The organism is Methanococcoides orientis, assembly GCF_021184045.1.
Classification (GTDB): domain Archaea; phylum Halobacteriota; class Methanosarcinia; order Methanosarcinales; family Methanosarcinaceae; genus Methanococcoides; species Methanococcoides orientis.
The window spans coordinates 897,091-921,812 of the sequence record NZ_CP073710.1; the positions used below are offsets into that span (position 1 = coordinate 897,091).

A 24,722-nucleotide genomic window follows, 5' to 3' on the forward strand; every position below is an offset into this window, starting at 1 on the left:
ATGAAAACCAGACATTCAATATTGTTCCTTTTTATCCTGATCATTATGCTACCAACAGGAATGGCAGCTGCAAACAGCTCAGCTATCGTTCATGGAGCAACATATGAGTGGAACACATTTGAACCGCTGGAGAATACGATAATACAGGTCAATTCAACCCCTCCGCAATCCTTTGTAGCAAAATACGGAACATATTCATTTGACCTTAATCCTGGTAGCTACACAATCACAGCTAGATATTACCAGAATGATACCCTTATCTATCTCGCAGAAGAGGATATTGTCATTACAGATGGTGGTAGCTACGTCATTGATCTCCTGCTTTACCCTGCATACTCTGAAGGGCTGATAACTGAAGAAGACCTTGCTGAAATTGCTCCGGTTAAGGAAAGCTTAATTGCTTCCGAAAAAAACAATCAATCATCTATCAGCACTTATTCGATCGTGGCCATAGTGATTGCATTAGCAATGATCGGTGCATATTCCTTTATGCATAAGAAAAAAGGAACTGATCACGTCACATATCAACTGGAAGTAGTTGCTGAACCGGAAGAAGAAAAAGAAGAGTTCCCATCTGACCTTCAGGAAGTACTCGATATAATAATAGCGAATGGAGGAAGGATAACTCAAAAAGACCTTCGAAGCAAGATCAAATACTCCGAAGGAAAAGTAAGCCTTATGTTGTCGGAACTTGAGGCAAAAGGTTATGTGGAGAAGTTCAGAAAGGGACGTGGAAACGTCATCATACTAAAAGATAGAAAATAAAATCAGCAACTTATTTTAGTTCTTATTCTTGTTCTTATTCCTATTTTTATTCTTATTCTACAACTTGATTTTTTGTCCATTCCTGACGTTCTGATTTCATTGATCAGGAATATATAATTTGAATTTTACAGACTGATTTTAGCTAAACCCACAAGCTCATACCTTATTTTTAATAATTATTTTTTGTGCGATCCAAAAAATGAAATTTGTTTTATCACATACAATACAAAATAAAGAAAAATAGTTGTTTAAATTTTAATTTATACACATTATAATGCGTTTTTAAGAATAATTAAGCATTAAAAAGCTTCATTTTGACTTTATAACCATATATATTCTTCAAAAATAAAGTATGCTTATATTCAAAATAACTAATTGGTGGATGCTACCACGCCCCCCTCTCAAGGTGGTAGCAACTACCACCTAAAACCCTATTGGTGAGATGATAGACCCCACATATCTAATTCAGAACCACCTTGAGAGAGGATAATTGCAAATCAAGTAACAGTCAGAAGAAAAAAAATCAGATAATTAATTTCGCGAGGTTTCAACAAAGATGAATGAAAATGAAGTTCCCCTTATAGATCTGAAGGATGTCTGGAAGATCTACCAGATGGGTGAAATTGAGTTTGCAGCACTAAAAGGAGTTGACCTGCAAATCAAAAAAGGCGAATTTGTGGTCATACTCGGACCAAGTGGAAGCGGCAAAAGTACCCTGATGAACCAGATCGGATGCCTGGATACCCCTACAAAAGGAACTGTCAGCTTAAGTGGAAAAGATATTTCCAGTCTTGATGAATCCGAGCTGGCACAAATTCGGGGTAGGAGTATTGGCTTCATTTTTCAACAGTTTAATCTGATCCCCACACTCAATTCTCTGGAAAATGTTATGTTACCACTGGAATTCCAGGAAGTGAATGCCAATGTAGCAGACAAACGAGCCAGAGAACTGCTGAAGATCGTGGGACTTGAAGACAAAATGCAACACTTACCTTCCCAACTATCTGGAGGACAAAGACAGAGAGTTGCCATTGCAAGATCACTATCGGTTAATCCGGAAATACTTCTGGCAGACGAGCCTACCGGCGCTCTGGACAGTAAGACCGGAGACTACATACTGGAATTTTTGAACGAATTGCATGAAGACAAGAACAAGACGATAATAATCGTCACCCATGACAATGAACTTGTAAAATATGCTGAAAAAATCATCTACATCAGAGATGGAATGATCGAAAAAATAGAAACTAAGGAGAAAGGATTGGAATGAAAAAAATTTTGATATTATTAATGCTATTAGCATTACCAGTTGCAACTGCATCTGCAGCAACTTATACGAGTGCTCCTGGTGTCAGTGTAGACGTAATGAGCCAGAGCCCAAACCCCGCAAGACCCGGTGAGACTGTTGAACTGACAGTCAGTGTACAGAACATCGGAAACGAAGATCTTGCCGGTGTGAAGGTTGAAATTGAACCCGAATATCCATTTTCAGAAGTATCCGGCGAATCGTTGAGTGAAACCATCACATTCCTCGATGCACGTCAGGACGAAGAAGATGCAGCGATCCTCAGGTTCACACTAAATGTTGATCCTAATGCAACAGAAGGTTTCTATGATCTCGACATAACTGTCAATGAAGGAAACAGTGCAACTAAAACTACAACAGTTGATGTTGAAGTACGTGGAATGGAATACGCTCAGGTACTAATTAACGAAGCAATTATCGATCGTGCAGTAGAAGAAACACTGGAATTCACAGTAACAAACACAGGAAGTTCACCCCTCAAGAACATGGCAATTTCATGGGATGAACCAAACGGAGAGATCCTTCCGGTATACTCCGACAATACAAAATTCATATCATACCTTGAAACCGGAGAATCAGCCACAGTCACATATTCAGTGATTGCCGATGTAAACGCTGACCCCGGACTTTACCAACTTGACATTTGCTTGGAATTCGAGGATTACGATTCCAATGTCAACGAGATCAATACCAAAGCAGGTATCTTCGTTGGTGGAGAAACCGACTTCGATGTTGCTTTCTCGGAAGGAAATGCAGGAGAAGTTTCCCTATCGGTTGCCAATATTGGTAACAATGAAGCATATTCTGTCAAAGTGATTATCCCTGAACAGGAAAACTACAAAGTTATTGGCAGCTCTGCATCCATAGTAGGCAACCTTGACAAAGGTGACTACACTATCACTTCATTTACCATTGTCAATAATGATCTTGCGACCAATTCAGAAGAGATAGATAAATCATCGATCAACAGGGATGAAATGGATCCTGAAGAAATAGAAACATTACGCCAGTCACAATCCTCCCAGAACGAACTCACAGTTGTAATAGAATATACGGATTCAACCGGACAAAGAATTTCGGTTGAAAAAAGTGTTCCTATTGAGCTGATGTCTGCTACAGGCGATGGTACTGCTTCCGGGAATCGTGCCACAAAAAACTCGTCTTCCACAAGCAATTACCTGTTATACCTGACAGTACTGGCAGTCGTGGCTGGAGGAGCAATGTATTACAGGAAAAAGAAAGCTTCAAAGGGTAAGGACGATGAGGTACAGGACATATCTTAAGCTTGCTGCCAATATCCTCTTCCACAGCAAGATCAGGAGCTGGCTCACAATAATAGGTATTGTGATAGGTGTCGGGTCTGTCGTCACTATCATGGCACTTAGTGATAGCATGGAAGCGGACATGGAAAGTCGCTTTGCGGACATGGATATGACATCCATTACCATTACTCCGGGATACTCCCAGGCGTCATCAGCAATGGGTAATAAGTTTGGAGGAACTTCTTCCTCCTCAACAAATGCGGAATTGACCGATAAGGACGTGATGGCCCTGAAACTGGTTGAAAATGTCGATTATCTGTATGGCCAGATAACAGGCAGCGAAGATGTATACTATCTGGGACAGTCAGCAAGCATTTCCCTAACAGGTGTTGACCCGCAGGTATGGCAGTATGTTACATCCTATGATGTTGCCTCCGGAAGGTTGCTTGAAGCTTCAGACAACTATGTTGCTGTCATCGGGGACAACGTTGCCAATGATATCTTTGACCAGCCCATAGGTGTCAACCAGGTGATCACCATCAACGGAAAATCCGTAAGAGTTGTAGGTATACTGGAATCAGGAGACAATGAAAATGGAATCATTATGCCCATAGATGCAGCAGTTGATATAATAGAGGATGCTGAAGAAGATGTTTATGATTCCATAATTGTAACGGTCGATGATGTCGACAATGTTGATGCAGTGGTAGAAGACATCGAAGAGAAGCTCATGATCTCCAGACACGTGACAGAACGTGACAGGGATTTTACCGTATCTGACTCCAGCTCCCAGTTGGAGAGCGCATCCGATATGATGGATTCAATGAGTCTTTTCCTTGGTGCTATCGCTGGTGTTTCTTTGATAGTAGGATCAGTAGGAATTGCAAACACAATGTTCACATCTGTGATGGAAAGGACCAAGGACATAGGAACAATGAAAGCCATAGGAGCCAGGAACAGGGACATATTAATGATATTCCTGTTCAACTCTGCTATGGTTGGCCTTGTCGGCGGTGTTCTTGGCATTCTTCTAAGCCTTGTTCTGACATCGATGCTGCCCATGCTTGGACTAACGATCATGCGCTCCTCGATGGGATCCACACTTTCCCCTGACTTGGTGGTTATAGGCATCTCCATCGCAATTTTTGTCGGCATTATATCAGGTGTTGTACCTGCATATAGGGCCTCAAAGTTGAAACCTGTGGACGCTTTGAGGTATGAGTGATATCATACCTCATTTTTTAAATTTTACATTTCGAGTTTCCCAGTAGAACTCTGCAACGATCTCAGTCCTTTGGGAAATATTCAATTGCCTGTGCCAGTTCTTCATGATCTTTGGCATATTCTGCAATGTCTATGTTCTTCAGATAAGCATCACATGCCTGAACAAGCGCTTTTGCTCCTGCCTGGGTACCTCCGGGATGTGCATGTACGCCTGAACCCATTGTTGTGATGAAATCCACATTGCCCATTACATCAATGAACGGTTTCAGTCTGACCGGATTCAAACCACCGGAAACTATCGGACAGCACTTCTTCATGCCTCTCCAGCTGTCATCCTCGAGGATCACATGGTGAGCTGAGTCTTCATGTACAAGCTCTATAGCATCCTTGTCGGTGTCCATGATCTTTGTCCATGACTGCTCAAAGAAGTGACCGGTTGAACTGAGGTACTGGATACCATGTGCAGCAACTACATCCTCTTCGGGTGTTCCTTTCATTTTACCCACACCTGCGGTACCTGTGTGTATACCTGAAGAGCCCGCAAGGCGTGCGAACTTGGACAGGACCAGTACTGAAAATCCGATGGGGTTCTCAGGTCTTGTGAAAGCACCATGAGCTGCCCTGTGGAAGTGCAGGAACACATCAGGATATCGCCTTCTGATGGTTTGGACTGCCATCCAGCCAGCGGTTATGCCATCAATGAGGAATGCATAGCTTCCAGGCTCAAATCCGGCATTGACGATCATTTCACACCTTTCGATCATGGTGTCAAAATCAGCAGCTGAAACATTAAAGGAATGGACCTTTTTCTGACCGGTTTCTTTGACCGCCTTGTCCATGGCTTCCTTTACGTGCATTACCATCTTGTCGTATGGACAGAAGTCCTGGTTTGCCTGAGGCTCGTCGTTCTTAACGAAATCTCCTCCGCCTACCCAGAAGTCATAGCAGACCTCTGCATACTCTGCAGAAGTGAGCCCCATCTTTGGTTTTACGATGGTACCAAGGATCGGCCTGTCATATACATCCAGGTATTTTCGCATGTCATCAACAGTAAAGCCAGGACCATCATACTGCTCGAGCATTGATGGCGGGAACCAGACGTCCAAAAGCTTGAGTGCTGCTATCTCTTTCATGCCCAGAATGTTTCCGACAATGTATGTCAGGATATTCTGGACATTTCCTCCCCTGTCAAAAAGTCTCCATGGATAAGCTATCCAGACAAGGTTCCTTTCAAGGTCAAGCTGGTAGACCAGAGCGTTCATCGTCTTAGAGAATTTGGTCTCAGTATTGACCTTAAAGTTCGTACCAGTCGATGATTCAGCTGCGATCTCCGCTGCTGCCTGCAATATATTCAGATCTCCCCCCGGAATAAAGTGAAAAACTCCAAGAAGATATTCCCCATTCGTAGGGTCCGGTATTTCAAGATTCACATAAGCTGCCTGTTTGGAATCGAGCGATCGGACCAGATCTTCATGAATCGAGCTCATAGTAAGAATAACTGCTTGCAATCTATTTGAATATTTGGAGTGAAATGAAACGCAATAAAAATAAGGAATCGAATGCCTTTATTAAAATGCTATAACTTAATCGTATTTGAGATTCAGCCCTGTTATTTCGATATCCACATTTAGAGCTACATTTGCTTAAAAGAGCATTATTTGCTGGTAGCGAAGTATATAATATAAATGAAGGGATTTTATCCCATAACTATTCAAATTGTTAAGAGGTTAAATGCAGGAAAAAAATGGAAAGCTGATCCCATTAAAAGTATATGATAATGAAATGGAATCTTGTCTCCATCATAATGGTAAAAGGAACATACAGGTTCTCGGACTAATTATTCTCTTCATAGTTTCCTGGTCAGTTCTTCTTTTTTATCACCCCCCGGGAGAAATAGTCGAAAGGCTGGGAGTACGCAACGTTTACATTTTTGTCTTCCTGCTGGCTATGATAGGCGGCGTTTCAACATTTACCTCCACTACCTTTTACACAGCTTTGATCACAATATCCCTTGGAGGAGTAAATTCTTTCTGGATCGCTTTTTTCGCAAGCATAGGACTTACTTTCGGCGACCTTGTATTCTACTACATGGGTTCAAAAAGCAGGCAATGCATAAAAGGAAAATATGAAGGCAATGTTCTCCGCCTGACAAAATGGATGGAAGGGATCGATGACAGGATAACAATGCTAATGATCTTCCTTTATTCCCTCACACCTCTACCAAGTGATGTGATAGCAATAGCACTTGCAATAGTAAAGTTCCCATTCCGGAAAATGATAGTTCCGTTGCTTGCGGGTAATTTTACACTTATTGTTCTGCTTGTGGAATTTTCAAAGCTTGGATACAGTTTGATCTGAATTGATTTAAATATCTGACAGATCGATAAATCAATCAATCTGAATGCTCATGCAAGGATCACTCAGGAGAACGAGGTTTGAATGTCCTGGGGTTCAGATAGACAGCATTTTCACAGTAGCTACACATGGTCTTAAGATCAGTGCCTTCCAGGAGAACCTTCTCTATCTCTTCCTGAGGGGTTATATATTGTGTCATTTCTTCCCCGCAGTGAGGACATTTTATTTTCAGCCAATCAAGTTTCGTGAGTTGGCGTAGATCTTTTATGACCACACCCAGTGCATCTTCATAGGTATCCCTGGAAAAACCGATGGAATGAAGGTGGCTTATTAAAGCCGGTAATTTCTCCCCGTATTCCAACAATGGAATTATCAACTGATCCGTACCCACAGCAAGCCCGATCTCCTCATTCACTTTGGGTGATAAAACTCCATCCATGGTCAGGATGACGACCACACAATCTGAATGACGGATCCCAAAGCTGATCAGTTCCGCATCGGAGATTGATTCGGTCTTTTTGGTAAGAGAGGAAAAACTCTCCAGGTTCACAGCCCACAAGGCCTGTTCAAGTTCCTGAGCCAGACCGATGTCCTGCTCAGAGTGAGAAATATAGACTCTGGTTATCATTGCTATTACCTCACAAGACTTTGCCTTTTTTCAATGATCCTGAATATGGGTAATTATCTCAACTTTAAAAGTCGAGGTTGTTGCAGCAGATATGACATTTCTATTAAACGGTCAATCAACCAGTTGATCAATCAGTCTTTCTTATCCCGTGGCTTTTTGGTTGGCTCGGGATAGGGAACAGGCTCAGGAGATGGCTCTGGTTCAGGTTCCGGACATGGTATCGGTTCTGGCTGAATTGATGAATTCTTCTCTTCTTTTTGCAAATAATATACCCCCTTTGGTCAATTAATAAATTTGAGCTTCCTTCTACTTAAGGCTATACTTAATGACTTCTTATTTGCCAGCATTCTCGGATAAAAGCAAAAAGGATTGCTCATGTAAGGACAAATCGATGACCGTTTTCTAAAACACCCTTCATACAAATAAGATTCTTACAGTACTTACGAGCACTTACATGAGCAAAGGAAGTACCCTTTTCTTAATACAGAGTTCCCCAACCCTGCTTCAAACCACATGTTGAAAGTTGCTGTTAACGTATAACTAGGTATTGGTTGACGAGTATCGTTTGATTTCATGATCGAACTTAATCAGAGGAAAAACACAATCTCGAAATGAACAAACATCCAAATAAGGTAAAGTAAACCAAGCAGTATACCAAATGGATAAGCCATGAACCACATGAAAGTCATTTCTGGCTTTTCAAACCGCAAGCTGGTAACTGTAAAAGCAGTATTCACCCACACATGCCAGAAACTAAGCACTCCAAGAATAGAAAAACCCCAGTGGGAATCTATCAGTATTAAGGTAATGCCTACAAAAGTAGCCGGACAAATTATGATTATGTCTGCAAGTGACATTCCAAATAGTATCTTTTGCTCATGCCAATCATCGGTTGAACCATCCGGATTATCCATGGCTTTACCTTTGTAGACATTGATCTGGAACCATCCGAGGATAAGTGTAACTAAACCGAACAATCCCAAAAGAATATATAAAGTCATACGTGAAAGAAGTTCAAGTTCCTGCATATTCCAACCTCATTTTTGATTTTTATTAATGAATTTTATATTCATTTTGAATTTATTAGATGTGCTTCATATTTTGTGATCATGTCTGATCAAAACACCATATTACCACGCAACTATAATTGTCAGAATACCGGTTATGAAATTTGTAAGGAACCAGATGATCCTGAACCTGTCCGTGGTGGTCTGATATCCTAACCTGTTCTGGTTCCCGACCCAAAACCAAAAACTTAAGCTATGATATAGAAAGATCACACCCGGGATCCAGGCCAGTTTAAACGCCCATGGTAAATTCAGGACCAGACCGACAGCCACAAGTCCATATATCCAGCCAATTGATGCATCAGCAGCAGCCATTGCATGTTCATATACCTTAAACTCAGGAATCATTTTCTTTTCCTGAAGCCCTATTTTTGTGGCAAGATCCCAGTTCAATATTGAGATAAATTGACCTAACCAATGGAAAACGAACCCTACAATAAAGACAAGGATACCAACAAGTACATGAAAATAGGGAATTAGTTCCATGTTATTCTCAACCCTGTGATGGAATTCATCCTGTTTCTTTCAAGAAACTCTTCCACATTTGTGACTTTCAGTCTTATTGCCATAATATCAAAAACCCCTAGATAAAAAGGTGGAATGACAACATATATATTTTTTGTAGGGACTGAGAACTATTAGCTAGTGGATCTCTACGAAACAATAGACTGTTTTCCTTAAATTTTAATGAAGCTAAAACTAGGTATGTTCATCGCAGAGTATCTGAAGTTGAAGGGATCGTAAAAGTAAAGGTACTGCCCACACCTTCTTCACTGTCCAGCCAAATATTTCCACCATGCATCTCAACATATTGTTTGACCAGAGCTAATCCCAGACCTGTACCACCATATTGTTTTGAAGTTGAAGAATCCGCCTGTTTGAAAGTCTCAAATATTTCATCATGCCTATTTTTGGGAATACCAATACCATTATCCGATACAGAAATTTCCAACATATTATCACGATCAACAGCATTGATCTATATACATCCATTTTCATGCGTGAACTTCAGGGAATTGCTTAACAGATTATATAATATTTGTTTCATCCTCAACCTGTCAGCATACATTTCGATACTTTCAGAACAAGCCTGATTGAAGATATCAATGTTCTTTTTATCTGCCAGATGTTTGATCATATCTTCCACTTCAGAAAAAAAGGAAACTGAACTGAACGTTTCATATTCAAGTTCCATTTCCCCGCTTTCAATCTTAGAAAGATCAAGAATGTCATTGATCAGATCAAGTAAGTGTTTTCCACTCATCACGATATTGTCTGAATATTTAATTTCCTTTTTATTCAAGTTACCGAAAGGATTGCTATTTAGAAACTGTGAGAAACCAATGATGGAATTAAGAGGAGTACGTAGCTCATGGCTCATGTTTGCGAGGAATTCAGATTTAATGCGATTAGCTTCTTCGGCTTTATTCTTAGCCTCAAGGATCTCTTTTTCAAATTTGTGGCGTTCACTTATATCCCTTGAAATTCCAAACAGTACTTTTTTGCCATTCCAGCTACCGATGCTGAACTTGGTCTCCGCGGGCATAAACATCCCATCTTTTGAAAGAAGAGGAACTGAACATGAATTTATTTTACCGCCAAGCATTTCGTTGAGGATTGATATGACCTCATGTTTTCTGTCATCAGAATGAATAACGGTAACTTTCATTGAAGAAAATTCTTCTTCAGTGTATCCCAGCTTTAATCTGGCTGATTCATTGGTTGAGATGATGTTACCAGATTCATCAAGAACAAAAAAAAGATCGTCCATTGAATTGAACAAGTTTTCCAGATCGGTCTTCTGCCTACCCAGAATATCTTGCATTTTTGCTCTTGCGATATACTCGCCTGCAAAAGATGCTATACTTTCAAGTCCTTTTCTGGTCTGTTCAGGAATCTCGTTGTAAGTGTGAGATGAAAGACTCATGCATGCAATAGCTTTGCCTTCGAAACGGATAGGAATTGCAGTCATTGATTTCAATCCCTCAGACAAACAATCTTCAGACAGATTATTAATAAGATTACCTGATAGCATATCAGAATATTTTATGTATACAGGTTTGCCATCCCTTACAATTTTTGCATTCAGTGAATCCTTATCGTAATGGCTGCATTGTGCTACGAACTCTGGTGAAAGCCCATTGTGTACGATCATATCCAGGTCCCCATTATCACCTACCAGATAGATCCCACCGGAATCAATAGCTTCGATCGTTACCAGATGTTCCACCAGAGAATTCAGGGTGCTAATAAGGTCAGAACGTGTTCCCATTTCAATTGAAAGATCATGCTGAATGGATAGAATATCATCTGTAAGCTTTTTATCTGTAATATTATCCAGAACGATCATTTTTCCATGAAAATCACCATGTTCATTGCAAAGGGTTGATACATTAACAGCAAACCAGAAAGTTGTACCTCCGAGGCTTTTCTTTAGCTCGATATTTTTCATATCTTTATCATTAAGTTCAAGATCCAGAAGTTCATGCCAGTATCCAGACACTTCTGATGCCAGTTTGCCAATGTCTTTTGCACCCAAGTCCATATATTTTTCTACAAATTGGTTAACATCAACAATTCTACCCTTACCATCAAGAACTATGAAACCTGAAGGCATATTCTCAAAAAGGAAACTACGTGCAAGAGGAGTTATATCGAGTAATCTATAACGAAATATACCGATGTATATCATTATCATAGTTAAAGTAAAAGCAAAGGGTATAGGATCGAAACCCTCAGGAAAGATCCCTGCCAGATAAAGCAGGTATATTGAAAAAGGTAACAAAGAGCAGATAATTAGAAGTAGCAAGTGTATACCAAAAAAGGATCTGTTAGAAAAGTACGTCTTGAAGAAAATAACAATGCAAAATACTACCAATATGATCAAATAGAACTGATAGAACCAATAGTAAATACCCGGTTCAAAGTAAAGACCAAAAAGTGGACCTGTAGTCTTGATGTAAATAACTTCGTGGAACAGGTGATGCATCTCAGTAGTGAATACAAGGATCAGCGTGATCACTGGAACAATAAAGAGAGCAAAGATCCTCGAAGGAGTAGACCATTTATCTTCTCTTGTATAGCTGATCGAAAATAGGAGCAAAAAAACAGGGATCAAAACGATGCCAACATACTGAAGTTTATAAAAGAACAACGAAGTCACCATTGTTGTAGAAGATATTTCCAAAGCATAAAATATTGAATATATTGCAACCGAAAATAGTAGCATTGAAAAATAAGTAATATATTCAGAGTCCTTGAACTGGCGGATATACAGTGCCATCACTATAAGCAAGATACCGGAAATAATCAAGAAAAATGAATATAAACTAGGATATAGCATGACAATACCTTCAGTTAATGAACTAATTTCAAGAAAATAAGAGATGATATTATAAATATGTAGTTATTATAATTGCTAATTTACTTCTTGCGCTTGTTTTTAAAGTATCCAAGATCAAAAGAGACAGATCTATGAAGATGGAAATCATACGATTATCTGTACAATCTAAGAAGAAAATATGTTTAGGTATATTTTGACCTAAGCACTATATGTGAAATTTACTCCAGCAATTCAAAAGATAGAGCTGCTGATAAAGAAGATTCTAAATTGAATTTTAATGTGGAAATGAGATATCATTCCCACTGGCTATATCCGAATGTATCCTGATAACGTTTAACTACAGATCCCATATAATTGGACATTGTCCTCGAGGACATATTGGACATGAAATTGTTCAGAGGGAATTCAGAATCGCAATGTGTACAACGTGCATATTCACATCCATTTATCGAATCCGGACAACCGGTGCAAAGTTTTGCTCTTGAGTAGAATAGATTAAAGGATGTTCCACATTGAGGACATGTTACATTTCTATTAGCATCATACAAATTTTTACTAACGCCTTTTCGTTTTAGTTCCTCAGAATACCTATCATTTCGAGTAAGATTTGCCATTAATTTGCTCTCTTCCACATCCATCGCTTATACCTCACGTAAATAGTTCACTAAAGAAAAGATGATTATTTCGGTATATATAACGACTCATATTCGGGAAACAACGCCTTTGATATTATCAAAACCGTTAATATAATAGGGATTAACGCAAAGTAAGATTACTTTAAACATGTTTCCGTGAAGTTCATTGTCAGCATGAAATACTGAATAATATGAGTATGAAATATGTAGAGAGAAAAAGATGACCTATGAGAGATTATTTGAACCCTGTAATATCGGTACATGTAATTTGATGAACAGAGTCATTATGGCTCCAATGGGAAACATCAATATGGCTGATCCCACTGGCCGTCCTACGAATAAGATGGTCGCTTACTTTAAAGAGCGGGCAAAAGGTGGTACAGGCTTATTGATAACCGGTCTGGTCCCGGTTTCTTTTGGAATTGATCCAACTGTTTCTGAAGATAATGATACTACGTATTTTCCACGTATAGATGGAACTTCAAGGACCCGGCTTTCGGGATGGAGAGACCTGACATCTGCGGTAAAGCCATTCGGTTCTAAAATATTTATTCAATTATCTGCCGGACTTGGCAGGGTTGGTTCACCTGAGCCTGCTTTGAAAGGCAAGATCTTAAGATCAGCTTCATTTAACAGGAATTTTTATGTTCCACAGATACCGCATTTTCCACTTTCCGATCGAAAGATCCGTAAGATCGTGAAAAGCTTCGGCCAATGTGCAGTCAATGCAAAAGTCTCCGGTTTTGACGGCGTCCAGATACATGGCCATGAAGGTTACCTGATGGACCAGTTAACTTCTGATCCCTGGAACAGGCGGAAGATCGGAAGATACAGGAATAAGTTCCAGTTCGGTATCGATGTTGTAAAGGAGATCAAGAGAAGATGTGGTGATGATTTCCCTATAATCTATAGGATCGATCTTACCCAGGCCTTAGAAGAAAGTTATGGTCAAGAGATCTTCAAAAAGCAATTTCGTGGAAAGGAACGCAAAATTGAAGAAGGACTCGAATTTTGTAAAGTGCTCTATGAAGCCGGAGTAGATGCATTCGATGTGGACAAAGGTTGTTATGACAACTGGTTCTGGCCACACCCTCCTGCATACTTTGATGATGCCATCTATGCTGAAGAGCTCGCCGGCAGATTGAGATCATATTTCCAGAAAGAGAACATCAATGCAAAAGTAATAGCTGTGGGTAAACTGGGAAAACCTGAAGTTGCTGAAAAGGTTCTGGATAAGGGATGGGCGGATTTTGTTATGCTTGGAAGACCACTTCTGGCCGATCCTTACTGGACCAGGAAAGTAAAAGAAGGAAGAACAAAGGAGATCGTACACTGCATCGGGGACCAGGAAGGTTGTATTGAATCGTTCAAGATGGGCGGTCATTCCTGCTGTACTGTGAATCCATACATGGGCTTTGAAGATTGCAAAAAACTGACCAGAGCAGATGTTGTGAAAAGAATTGCTGTGATCGGTGCAGGACCTGCAGGCTGTGAAGCTGCAATGACTGCTCATAAAAGAGGACACGATGTAACTATTTTCGAAAAAAACGACCATATTGGAGGGCAACTTCATCTGGCCGGGAAAATGATGATCAAACATGATATAAGACGCTATCTTGAGAACCTTCACTTTCAACTCGAACTATTAATTAAGGATGGTCTAAAAGTCGAATTCAATAAAGCAGTGACTCCCGGGGATGTCAACGATCACTTCGATGTGATCCTTTGTTGTACCGGACTGGAAACTTCAATACCGGATATAGAGGGGCTGGAAAGCATCCCACATGAGGAAATTCGAGAGTTCCTTAAGAATGATTTGGATATTTCGGATGATGTGAAAGATGTTCTTGTAGTAGGTGGTGGGATCCTGGGATGTGAGGTCGGTTATTCTCTTGCTTATGAAAAAGGCCTTAATGTGGCTGTCGTCGGAAAGAACAAGGACCTGATACCAAAAACAGTTATGGCAAACAGGTCCCAGATGTTATGGATGATGATGGGAAAAGGTTCTCCTTCCGGTAAAAAGGATGATCTTTTAAGGGAACCTATCACAGCATATAATACTACAGAAGTAATACGTTTTTCAGGGAACAAAGCCTATTTATCTGTAAACAAAGGAAAAAAAGCTCCCTATACACCATGGAAAGCAGTCATTCCTGAAAATGTACATAATCCTTTTGAAAAAGATATTCAGGCTGGTAATGTAGAGGAAATACAACTAAACGCTGATCTTGTTTTGTTCGCAACTTCCGGCAAGCCGAATAATTCCTTATATTACCAGCTATTGAAAGACGATCCATCTCAAGAAATATACGCATTGGGTGATTCAAGCGAACCTGGGAACTTGTGGAAAGCAATTACTAATGCAAACGAGGTTGCAAGAAATATCTGAATGAAAAGATATTGATTGCGAATTATTTGGAAGTATTTTTACTATTATCTTAAATATTCAAAATTACCATCGTAAATTATAACATTTTTTTGTCTTTGTTCTATATTATAAGATCAAGATCTGGCTCCAATCTTATCACTAATGAGATTCATGGGTTTGATATTATCAAAGCTATTATTTTTGAATAATACTTTTTTTTATGACATGGCTTGGTTCCTGAATACAGAATCATTCAGAATCATATTCTGAACGAAAAACAGCCCATCGTCAACGCGATGACTATCGATTTACTATTCCGGGTTATTATATATAATCTCAACCAGATATCAAAGATTAGTCAATAGAACAGGGGTATACCCCATTCTATTGATATGGATCGAAGAAAGATACTGCATCAGTGATCATGAGTGGTAACTATGGAAAAATTTGCTTCTCAGACTATTGATGCAAGATATAAACAGATTGGGTGATGAAATCATGCCAGCAGAAGATTATGCACCAATAGATACAAATTGGCTAGAAAATGCAGGGAATTTATGGACAACTCCGTTTGTAGATACGCCCTCGGAAAGAGTGATTGTGGATCCGATCATTTTGTCACATGCAGCAAGCGTTTTCAAGAAAAACGTTGGCTATTTTTGGCAGAATCCGGCAGAAGCAATGAGAATGGTTTGTCATACATGTGAAATGTATGATGTAACTCCGGTAGGTCATTACCTCTATGCAGATTACTGGGGTGAAGATTACGGAGCTAAAGTGAAGGTACAGGCTAATTCACCTCCGGGAATTACAAAGCGTCCAATAAAAGATGCTGCAGATGTCGACAATTTTGAAGTATTGAGTCCTGAAGATCTTGCGAAAGGTCCTACGCTGACAAAACATTTCGAGGCATTGGATACCTGCAAGAATGAATTCCCCCAGATGTTCGCTCCGATAACCCAGCTTGGCGGTACAATGGAAGTTGCAACAAATTGGGCTTCTATTGATGATGTTTTCATGTGGATGATCACTGAACCGGAAGTCGTCGATAAACTGACGATCAAAGCTTCCGACCACATGGCAAATGCCTGTAAAGCTACAGCAAACCGCTATGGTGCAAACGTTATGATCACCGGATCAGTAATTGCAAGCGGTGACCTGATGGACAGGGAGCAGATCAAGAGGTTCAGCTACAACCCGGTATCAAAAGCTGTCCGAAAGATGATGAACGCAGGTGCAGGTCCTGGAGTATACTACCACCTTTGTGGAAACCACAGTGATGACTTTGACCTATGGAAAGATGCTCCAATGAGTCCGTTCACTGTTGTCCAGATCGGATATGATGGAAAGGATATTTTCCCATCATCAAAGCTTGTAGAGCACTTTGGTAACAGATGTACCTGTTTCGGAACAGTTGATACAAAGCTTGTGGACCGTGGAACTCCAAAGCAGGTCTATGATCAGGCAAAAGAGCAGATCCTTGCAGGAAAGGATAGCCCGAGAGGATTTATCATTGGAACTTCCTGTGAATGTCCAACAAATGCTCCTCCTGGAAATGTTCACGCACTGGTGAAAGCTGCAAAAGATTTCGGAAAATATGAGAAATTCTGAAGTTCAAAATATAAGCTGTACAAGATAAAATAAGGAGTGTTATTCTATGGATCTAAATGTATCTGATGAATTGAACGACCTGTTAAAAGACAATGGGTTTAGAATCGAAGAAATCCAGGATATAATAGAGAATGCGGAATCCAGTGGTAAAAAACTGAAGAATGCAGAAGGGGAAGTTTTCATTGCAAAAGGTGTTTCTGATAACCTGACCACCTATGCAGTTTATTCTCCCCTCTCAAATGGTGCATTTGAACTGAAAACAGCATATGCTCATAAGATGAACGTTGCTGGATTGACTGGAGGTTCTTTCGTTGAAGTCGAATATGATGACGACAGTGGATGGATCTGCCACAACTGTAATGAGACAGCAGTTGACAGGAATGTTGACATGGCCTATCTGGATGTTTCAAGACCAGGTCCCGGTATTGTCTGTCCGAAATGTGGTGATGTCTATATTTCTGAGGGTGTTACCAAGACACTGAAGACAGCCGAATCAATCCTGGAAGAAAAGAGAGCCTGATGAACTTGTGTAACTAAAACTCCGGGAGGGATAAGATGAAACAGATCAGTAAAGTTGGTACAATTTGTCCTGAATGTCTCAGGTCCATAGAGGGTATCAAGTATGTAGAGGATGGCAAAGTATACATCAAAAAGGAATGTGCTGAACATGGCAGCTTTACTACACTCATTTCCAAGGACATAGATCACTATCTTAAAATGGAAGAGTGTTTCGACGTAGATAGAGCCAGAGTTAAAGCACCTTTAACTGATGTAAATAAAGGCTGCCCTTATGACTGTGGCATCTGTCCCTCTCACAAACAGGATACTTGTCTTGCTATTGTGGAAGTTACCGACAGGTGTGATCTGGGCTGTAAATATTGTTTTGCAGATTCTACAGCTGATGCCAGTAATGATCCGGACATGGACACGATAAGAGGGATGTTCGAAGCAGTCATGTCATGCTCCAATGACCCGACCTGTGTCCAGATATCCGGTGGAGAACCCACATTAAGGAACGATCTGCCCGAGATCATCAAAATGGCAAAAGAAGTTGGCATTTGCCACGTTGAACTAAATACCAACGGTCGACGAATTGCCCGTGACCAGGATTATTTCGATCTTATAAAAGCAGCAGGTGTCGATGCGATCTATCTTGGTTTTGATGGTGTATCGGATGATGTGTACATGCAGAGGACCGGAAAGAAATTGTTTGACATAAAAGCTGAAGTTATCAATAAATGTGAGAAAGCCGGAATTGGGGTCGTACTTGTACCTCTTGTGGCAAAGAACTACAACCTCCATGAAGTTGGCAAGATCATCAAATTTGCAAGTCAAAAAGTTCCAACTGTAAGAGGGGTACATTTCCAGCCGGTCTTCTATTCCGGAAGATCTCCTGCTGAAATGGAAGGCAGAACCACAATTCTGGAATTGCTCGAAGGAATTGAGACACAGACAGATGGTCAGCTGAAAGTAGAGAATTTCACACCTTCTCTTATGCCAACCGCCCACTGTGGAGCAACCTGTCTGACTCTTGTTGATAATGACAAATTTGTACCATTGACAAATGTATCAATGGGTGCTATGAGCTCAAAATCAGATGTTGCTAACAAGACAAAAAAATCAATAATGGGCAGGTGGAAAGGCTCAACTCCTGACCTGCAACCGCTTTCAAAGCCATCATGTAAGGATCTTCTTAGCAAAACTTCGCTTATTAATGCGAGTAAAAATAATGGCTCTTCTTCCTGTTGCGAAAAGCCGAATAATGCCATTTCACTTGAAACAATACCCATGGAAAGCTCTTGCTGTCGTTCCGGTGGCGGCTGGGCAGATTTTATTGAAATGAGCATGAACAAGTACCTGACCATTTCAACAATGGCGTTCCAGGATGTCTGGTCATATGAAAAGGAACGGGTTGAGAACTGTTGCATACATGTAGTGACACAGGATGGAAAACTGATTCCTTTCTGCAACTACAATCTTAGTAATTGCAATGGAGATTTCCTGTATCGTAACAAGAACAAGGTTATTGGGATCGGAGATTGATATCTCTATTTCTTTTTAATTTAAATTAACTTAATCTAATTTAATTCAAGAGGTTCAAGTTGTGAATTGATAATAGTAACGGAGGTAATGAGAATGAATCTTCCTGAAAAGATCAGTACATCCATTCGGATGAATGTAGCAAAAAGAAAACTGGATTCCAGAAAAATAGATATCACAAGTGGAAATCCATTGGAACAGTGGGGCGTAGCTAAGATCAAAAAGGACATTGGTAAAGACAAGGAGTTAAAACAACTGTTTGGCGACCAGAACCTTAACAGGAGTGATATAAAAGCATACAAACTTCTGAAATTGAAAGAACTGATAGATTATGTATCTGACAACAGCCCGTTCTACAAGGAACTGTATGCGAAGGAAGGTCTCAACTCTTCCCAGATAAACACATATGAAGATCTTGCAAAGATCCCTCTTACAGACCAGGACAAACTGGCAGCCCATCCTTATCATTTTCTCTGTGTTTCCAGGAAAGAAATTGCCCGCGAGTTCACAAGTTCGGGAACTACAAATATGCTTAAAAGAGTGGCATATACGCAGGGTGAGTTACTTGAGATAGTTGATTCCGTTATTTCCGGATTGAAGATGGCAGGAATGAGTTCTAACAATGATACTTTACAGATCATGTATCCTACAATAACGGCAACATGGGATCCGGGACTTGTCCTAAGTAGGGCTTGTGATCTTGCGGGTTTCCGTTCTGTGATAAACGATTCTGTTGATGCACAAAGCCAGATCGATACCATAAAAGAAAATGGCACGACCGTAATTATCGGCACATCATCATTCATCTATGACTTTTCAGTAGCAGCAAATAAGATACAAAATGTAACGGACCTTGGTATAAAAAAGATAATTTGCTCATCTGAACCTTTAACTGACACCATGAAAATGGTAATTGAAAGTGTTTGGGGCTGTAAAGCTGTCAGGCAGTGGGGGATGACAGAACTAGGGCTGGCAAATGCTATCGAATGTGAGGGGCAGGATGGTTTGCACGTTAATAACCCTGATTTTCTGATAGAAGTTATTGACCCTCAAACCGGGGAGGTTCTGCCCTCCGGAAAGGAAGGAGAACTTGTGGTCACGACATTAAGACGCAGGTGCATGCCCCTCATACGATATCGCACACGTGATATTTCCGCGATCTACGATGAAAAATGCAGTTGTGGTGCTCATCTGGACCAGAGGATAATGAACGTGAAAAGGATGGAAGATCACAACAGTAGTAATTGAACTGACAATTTCATCCATCTCAAGAATAGTCGTGTTGGTTTGTGTCTCCTTCGGGAGGCATGAGCATTTTTGTTTTACTACGAAATTATTTATTATTTATCCATAAAATATGGAGGCATCTTCTTGATAAATTCGATCGAAAAGAGTCTGGCAGAGTTCATAGGAACATTCTCTCTGGTCCTCGTTGCCGTTGGTTCAGTAAATGTGAACCTGCCATTCCATGGCTCACTTGGGATTTTGGGCATAGCAACTGCATCCGGGATCATTGTCATGATCGCAGTATATGCCATAGGGAACATATCAGGCGCTCATATTAATCCAGCAGTTACTGCTTCTCTGTTCGTTACGGGACAAATGGAACTGAAAAATACTATATTCTATATTGTAGCCCAGCTGATAGGAGCAATAGGTGCCTGCCTGTTCTTGTCTTACATATTACCTTCAGATACAGGCAAAATTAGTTTGGGATCAACAGCTCTGGCATCAGACGTTACTTTTGCTGCAGGCATAATCATCGAAGCTATTCTAACTTTTATGCTGGTATTCACTATTTTTGGAGTTGCTGTCGATAATAGAACTTCTACTAAGTACGCAGGCATCCTCATCGGAACTATTGTATTTCTGGATATCATCGTGGGGGGAAGCCTGACAGGCGCATCAATGAACCCGGCAAGGACATTTGGTCCTGCTCTGGTCCTGGGACATTGGGCAGATCACCTGGTATACTGGATCGGACCGCTTACAGGTGGAATTCTTGCTGCGGTCTTTTATACAAAATTATTTTCCCTGAAGACTGATAATAGAACGAATAATGCTTAAAAGCAAAACTTATTTTTTTTAGTTCGATTCCAAAAATATCAATTCGAAATAGGAATGAACAAAATTAATTTCGAAAATGAAAAAAAGGTCTGCAACCCATTTGGGCCTAAATATCAATTGTTCATATCCAGGGGTATCACAAATGAGCTGTTTTGTTCACATATCCTGTAAATGCAATCCTTGTCACATTGTTCATTATACTGAGTATACTGGCATTGGACATTTGTATTAAATTCATTTGTCCAACTGATCCCAAATAGTTCAGATAAGAACTTCATACCCTCTTTCAAGGAAAGCCTTGTAGCTTTTTTACAACATCTTGCTCCACCGGCCTCAGCAATTGCTTTTAATGCTCTGGAAGTTCCCATGTTTGCATTTGAACGCTCTTCAGGGGTTAGTGGTGTAGCATTCAATAGAACGCTTATTGCAATTCCTGTTCCAATACCTCCGCCACATGCTCCCTGATATCCACAGAAGCCACCTGCAACCTTTTCCCCTCTACGAATACCTTTGATTATCTTTGCGTAGTCTTTCTGGCCTATATAATTCAGGTATGCAGTTATAAGGGCAGCAGGTACAAGTGAATGATGTTCAGGGCCATGCATCGGTATTTTTGGATGTGCCATTATCTTTTCCGCGATCAGGATCGGGTTCTTCAGATCCGTATTCATGCAAACACTTTCAATGATCTCCAATGCATCTGAGCTATGACATTTGTCACATACGTAATGTGCACTTTCGCAACACATGTAGGTGTCTTCTTCAGACCCACAATAATAGCATTTTGCTTTGCATGTATGATCATGGTAACTAATGTCATTACCACAGACCATACAATTTGTTGTTCCTTTTGGTATTGCATCCATTTTACTCACCTTCTTTTCAAATTTGCGAATGTTTTTCTCTTAGTTGAGAACGTGAAAGTTTCACTAACCATTTTGTCGGCAGTCTTGTGACGATCCTGTGTATAAAATTAAAACCATGACCCGGTATGATCATGTCCTTCTTTTTCTGCATTGCACGATATGTGTCAAGTGCGACAGTTTCCGGTGTTGTGGTCATCCATGAACTGAAAGTGTTCGTATTTTCCATTCTGGCCGCTTTTTGGAATCCGGTCCCTTTGACCGCTGTTGGACAGACCGTCATTACATGCACTTTCGAACCGCGTTCCCGAAGTTCGTAATTCAGACTCCGGCTAAATTGAAGTATAAAGCTCTTGCTGGCTCCATATGTTGCAAAATTAGGGTTTGGCTGAAAAGCCGATATCGAAGCCATATTTATGATATGGCCCTCATCGCTTTCTACCATATCTTTAAGATAAAAACGGGTAAGGTCGTAGAATGTAAGTACATGGAGATGAAGCATATCGTGCTCACGCTGGCTGCTTATCTCATTTATGAAACCGTATGTCCCAAATCCTGCACAGTTGACCAATACATCGATCCGGGAACAATTCTCTTTCGAGAATGAATAGACCTCTTGTGCACTTCCGGGTTTAGAAAGGTCAATTGACCTTAATAGAATTCGAGTATTCGGATCTATCTTTTGCAGGATCTTACGAGCATTGATCAGCTCTTCTTCCGGTCTTGCTACCAACAGCAACTTGTAGCCATCTTTAGCAAATAGCTTTGCCAGCTCAAGCCCTATGCCACTTGATCCTCCGGTAATAAGAGCGGTTCTTTCATCATGTCTATCTTCCGATCCATCATTGTTCATACGTCCCATATTGATCACATCCACCTGTAGATGAACTTCAATATGCTCTGAATTTTCTCGTTGTAAGGCGGATACAAGATTCCCACAGAACCCCATTTACGGTGCATCACAGCTCTTTCATTAGAGAAACCTACAAACCCATGAAATCCAAGGGACTTTCCGATACCACTGTTGTTTAGTCCACCAAAAGGTAAGTGGGGATTGCTATAGCTGAGCATATAATCATTAGTTAGCGTGCTTCCAGAGGAAATATTGTCCATAAAATAGTCTATATTATCCTGGTCCTGGCTGGCAATGTATAGAATTAGTGGCGAGGGACTGTTCTCTATGATACATTCTACATCTTCCCTGTTGATGTATGTGATCATTGGTAGCAGAGGACCGAATATTTCTTCCTTCATGATCTTCATGTCAGGAGAAACATTATCCAGTAGTGTAGGAGCCATATAAAGTTCAGAATCATCAAAATCACCACCATACAATACCTGAGCATCTTTTTCGCATGCATCATTATACAGGGTTCGGAGTCGACCATAGTGATGATCATTGATTATGCGACAGTAATCAGGACAATTTTGTATCCCTGTTCCTGATGGGTCATAGAGTTGGTTTAGTGCCTGACCAAACTCTTTTACAAAACAATCTTTAGCAGATTCATGGACTATGAGATAATCCGGTGCTATGCAGGCCTGACCATTGTTGATGAATTTCGCCCACACAAGGTTTTTTGCTATCTTCTTTACATTTGCAGTGTCATCAATGATCGCCGGTGACTTTCCACCCAGTTCTAAAGTAACGCTGGACAAATGCTGTGCAGCCCTGGACATTATTATTTTTCCAACCCGAGGACTGCCTGTGAAGAAAATATGGTTGAACGGAAGGTCAAGAAGCTCCTGTGCTACCGATTCATTTCCCTCGAAAACTGCAACTTCACTTTCGTCAAATAGCTCATACATCATCAGTGAAATATAAGATGAAGTGTGAGCAGCCATTTCACTGGGTTTCAGGATGACCGCATTCCCGGCTGCAATTGCATAAATAAGAGGCACCAGTGAAAGATTGAATGGGAAATTCCATGGTGCTATGATAAGAACAACGCCTTTTGGCTCATAACGTATATGTGATCTTGTCCCCAAAAGTGAAAGTGGCGTGGGTACTTTTTTATTTTTCATCCATTTGTGAAGATTTCGTTTTATATGAGTGATATGTGCCTGGACGATACCAACTTCTGTAGCTATTACTTCAGTTTCAGGTTTGCGAAGATCATTGTACATAGCTTTGTACAGCTCTTTTAAGCGCTCACCATCCTGAAGATAGTTCTCGATTCGTCTGAGAAGTTCCAGCCGCTGCTCTGCATCCATTCGTGCAAGGTTAGGGGCATTCTTCTTTTGAATTTCAAAGACCTGTTGGATTTCCAAGCACATGATCATTCCTCATTATCAGGAAAAAGAAATGCTCAGACTGCAGTAAGTCCAAGCAAAGATAAAGTATAGAACGATGTCAACAAAAGTGCGGCAGTTGCCTCTCTTTTTGTCCATTCTTTCTGTCCGTTCACAAATCCTTTTAATGCAGACATGCAACTTATCAGTTGATTATTTCCATGATACGTTCCTTTCCTTGCTTCTATTACCTCAGCAAGTGACAAGCATATCCAGAGAAGGAATACGTATCCTGCCATAAGGGAAAGTAATGAAAAGCTCGGATGTGACCATGTTCCAAATGTTTCTCCTGCGGTCTCAGTAAGGACTGTGAAGAAACCTGTAAAGTATGCAAGTCTTAACAAGTTGAAATTCCTAAACAGCATGAAGACAATAGCAAATTTAACAGACGTGTTCAGGAGGTCCTTTGTCAGATCGAAATATCTGTAGTCTGCCAATATAAGCAGAACAAAACTTAAGATGACAAAATGATCTGTAAAATGGAACCATTTGGACCTTGAATATTGTCTTTCGAATATCTTCCAGAGATTATGAGCTGACCAGAATATTGCTCCATACCCGGGCAATATCCATATTGGAACATTCCCAATTGCACCGCCGAGATATGTGAAATATCCATACTGTACGCCTAATAATTCATGAATATAACCAAAAACGGAAGCTATCACAAGAAAGATCTTTCCTTCCGTTTGGCTGTTCTTCCAGAAAATGATCCATAGTACAGAGAGTATAATTGCAGGAGTAATTTCATCTTTTGTCTGTATATAATATGCAAGTATTCCAAGTATTGTAAATAGCATAAACAGACAGAAGTATATTGGAGTGTTGACGAGTATTCTGCTTTTGCTTTCAATATATTTCAGGGGGATCAATCCACTCATAAACAGAACTCCTTG

Annotated in this window: 23 protein-coding genes; 11 read left to right on the forward strand and 12 right to left on the reverse strand. The window is 40.3% G+C overall.

The window, feature by feature from the left end:
- From J7W08_RS04480 to J7W08_RS04495, 4 genes are all read left to right on the forward strand, one after another.
- Complete coding sequence (locus J7W08_RS04480) at positions 1-765, forward strand: helix-turn-helix transcriptional regulator (protein WP_233085437.1); 765 nt, start codon at positions 1-3, stop codon at positions 763-765.
- Between the two features lie 556 nt (positions 766-1,321).
- Complete coding sequence (locus tag J7W08_RS04485) at positions 1,322-2,035, forward strand: ABC transporter ATP-binding protein (protein WP_233085438.1); 714 nt, start codon at positions 1,322-1,324, stop codon at positions 2,033-2,035.
- On the forward strand, positions 2,032-3,354 hold the full coding sequence (locus tag J7W08_RS04490) for a COG1361 S-layer family protein (protein ID WP_233085439.1): 1,323 nt from the start codon (positions 2,032-2,034) through the stop codon (positions 3,352-3,354). Before J7W08_RS04485 ends, J7W08_RS04490 begins: the two co-directional genes overlap by 4 nt.
- On the forward strand, positions 3,332-4,558 hold the full coding sequence (locus J7W08_RS04495; RefSeq protein WP_233085440.1) for an ABC transporter permease: 1,227 nt from the start codon (positions 3,332-3,334) through the stop codon (positions 4,556-4,558). The genes J7W08_RS04490 and J7W08_RS04495 overlap by 23 nt, the downstream gene beginning before the upstream one ends.
- 61 nt (positions 4,559-4,619) lie before the next feature.
- Here the strand turns inward: J7W08_RS04495 and J7W08_RS04500 are convergent, their stop codons facing one another.
- Positions 4,620-6,044, reverse strand: coding sequence for a ribulose-bisphosphate carboxylase (locus J7W08_RS04500; protein ID WP_233085441.1), 1,425 nt, complete (start codon positions 6,042-6,044; stop codon positions 4,620-4,622).
- A gap of 295 nt (positions 6,045-6,339) precedes the next feature.
- Here J7W08_RS04500 and J7W08_RS04505 point away from each other — a divergent pair, with 295 nt between their 5' ends.
- A complete protein-coding gene (locus J7W08_RS04505) occupies positions 6,340-6,915 on the forward strand; it encodes a VTT domain-containing protein (RefSeq protein WP_233085442.1) in 576 nt (191 codons plus the stop codon).
- 58 nt (positions 6,916-6,973) lie between these two features.
- Here the strand turns inward: J7W08_RS04505 and J7W08_RS04510 are convergent, their stop codons facing one another.
- From J7W08_RS04510 to J7W08_RS04535, 7 genes are all read right to left on the reverse strand, one after another.
- Entirely contained in the window at positions 6,974-7,540 is a 567-nt protein-coding gene (locus J7W08_RS04510) for a toll/interleukin-1 receptor domain-containing protein (protein ID WP_233085443.1), read from the reverse strand.
- A gap of 131 nt (positions 7,541-7,671) precedes the next feature.
- A complete protein-coding gene (locus J7W08_RS12205; protein WP_259370119.1) occupies positions 7,672-7,803 on the reverse strand; it encodes a hypothetical protein in 132 nt (43 codons plus the stop codon).
- 324 nt (positions 7,804-8,127) lie between these two features.
- Positions 8,128-8,568, reverse strand: a complete 441-nt coding sequence (locus tag J7W08_RS04515; protein ID WP_233085444.1) for a hypothetical protein — start codon at positions 8,566-8,568, stop codon at positions 8,128-8,130.
- 102 nt (positions 8,569-8,670) lie between these two features.
- Positions 8,671-9,093: a hypothetical protein gene (locus tag J7W08_RS04520; protein ID WP_233085445.1), complete on the reverse strand. Its 423-nt coding sequence runs from the start codon at positions 9,091-9,093 to the stop codon at positions 8,671-8,673.
- A 223-nt stretch (positions 9,094-9,316) separates the two neighbouring features.
- The gene (locus J7W08_RS04525; RefSeq protein ID WP_233085446.1) at positions 9,317-9,562 is read right to left on the reverse strand and encodes an ATP-binding protein; all 246 of its coding nucleotides are present in this window, start codon (positions 9,560-9,562) and stop codon (positions 9,317-9,319) included.
- A gap of 24 nt (positions 9,563-9,586) precedes the next feature.
- Positions 9,587-11,950 carry a histidine kinase N-terminal 7TM domain-containing protein gene (locus tag J7W08_RS04530; RefSeq protein WP_259370120.1) on the reverse strand — a complete coding sequence of 788 codons (2,364 nt, stop codon included), beginning with the start codon at positions 11,948-11,950 and terminating at the stop codon, positions 9,587-9,589.
- 293 nt (positions 11,951-12,243) lie between these two features.
- Positions 12,244-12,588: a hypothetical protein gene (locus J7W08_RS04535; protein WP_233085448.1), complete on the reverse strand. Its 345-nt coding sequence runs from the start codon at positions 12,586-12,588 to the stop codon at positions 12,244-12,246.
- Positions 12,589-12,805: 217 nt separating this feature from the next.
- On the opposite strand from J7W08_RS04535, the gene J7W08_RS04540 reads away from it, so the two are divergent.
- The 6 genes from J7W08_RS04540 (at position 12,806) to J7W08_RS04565 (ending at position 20,671) form a co-directional block, all read left to right on the forward strand.
- Positions 12,806-14,974 (forward strand): FAD-dependent oxidoreductase, encoded by a 2,169-nt coding sequence (locus J7W08_RS04540; RefSeq protein WP_259370121.1) that lies wholly within the window; start codon positions 12,806-12,808, stop codon positions 14,972-14,974.
- 477 nt (positions 14,975-15,451) lie between these two features.
- Positions 15,452-16,564, forward strand: coding sequence for a uroporphyrinogen decarboxylase family protein (locus tag J7W08_RS04545; RefSeq protein ID WP_233085450.1), 1,113 nt, complete (start codon positions 15,452-15,454; stop codon positions 16,562-16,564).
- Between the two features lie 46 nt (positions 16,565-16,610).
- Entirely contained in the window at positions 16,611-17,084 is a 474-nt protein-coding gene (locus J7W08_RS04550; protein ID WP_233085451.1) for a DUF7479 domain-containing protein, read from the forward strand.
- A gap of 35 nt (positions 17,085-17,119) precedes the next feature.
- The gene (locus J7W08_RS04555; RefSeq protein WP_233085452.1) at positions 17,120-18,607 is read left to right on the forward strand and encodes a radical SAM protein; all 1,488 of its coding nucleotides are present in this window, start codon (positions 17,120-17,122) and stop codon (positions 18,605-18,607) included.
- Positions 18,608-18,700: 93 nt separating this feature from the next.
- A complete protein-coding gene (locus J7W08_RS04560) occupies positions 18,701-19,852 on the forward strand; it encodes a phenylacetate--CoA ligase family protein (protein WP_233085453.1) in 1,152 nt (383 codons plus the stop codon).
- 123 nt (positions 19,853-19,975) lie between these two features.
- Complete coding sequence (locus J7W08_RS04565; RefSeq protein ID WP_233085454.1) at positions 19,976-20,671, forward strand: MIP/aquaporin family protein; 696 nt, start codon at positions 19,976-19,978, stop codon at positions 20,669-20,671.
- Positions 20,672-20,784: 113 nt separating this feature from the next.
- Here the strand turns inward: J7W08_RS04565 and J7W08_RS04570 are convergent, their stop codons facing one another.
- Genes J7W08_RS04570 through J7W08_RS04585 form a run of 4 tightly spaced genes read right to left on the reverse strand, consistent with a single transcriptional unit; the run spans position 20,785 to position 24,707 of the window.
- Complete coding sequence (locus tag J7W08_RS04570; protein WP_233085455.1) at positions 20,785-21,537, reverse strand: DUF5714 domain-containing protein; 753 nt, start codon at positions 21,535-21,537, stop codon at positions 20,785-20,787.
- A 16-nt stretch (positions 21,538-21,553) separates the two neighbouring features.
- Positions 21,554-22,396, reverse strand: coding sequence for an SDR family NAD(P)-dependent oxidoreductase (locus tag J7W08_RS04575; protein WP_233085456.1), 843 nt, complete (start codon positions 22,394-22,396; stop codon positions 21,554-21,556).
- A gap of 5 nt (positions 22,397-22,401) precedes the next feature.
- Positions 22,402-23,811, reverse strand: coding sequence for an aldehyde dehydrogenase family protein (locus J7W08_RS04580; protein ID WP_233085457.1), 1,410 nt, complete (start codon positions 23,809-23,811; stop codon positions 22,402-22,404).
- Positions 23,812-23,843: 32 nt separating this feature from the next.
- Complete coding sequence (locus J7W08_RS04585) at positions 23,844-24,707, reverse strand: hypothetical protein (RefSeq protein WP_233085458.1); 864 nt, start codon at positions 24,705-24,707, stop codon at positions 23,844-23,846.
- Between the last annotated feature and the right edge of the window lie 15 nt (positions 24,708-24,722).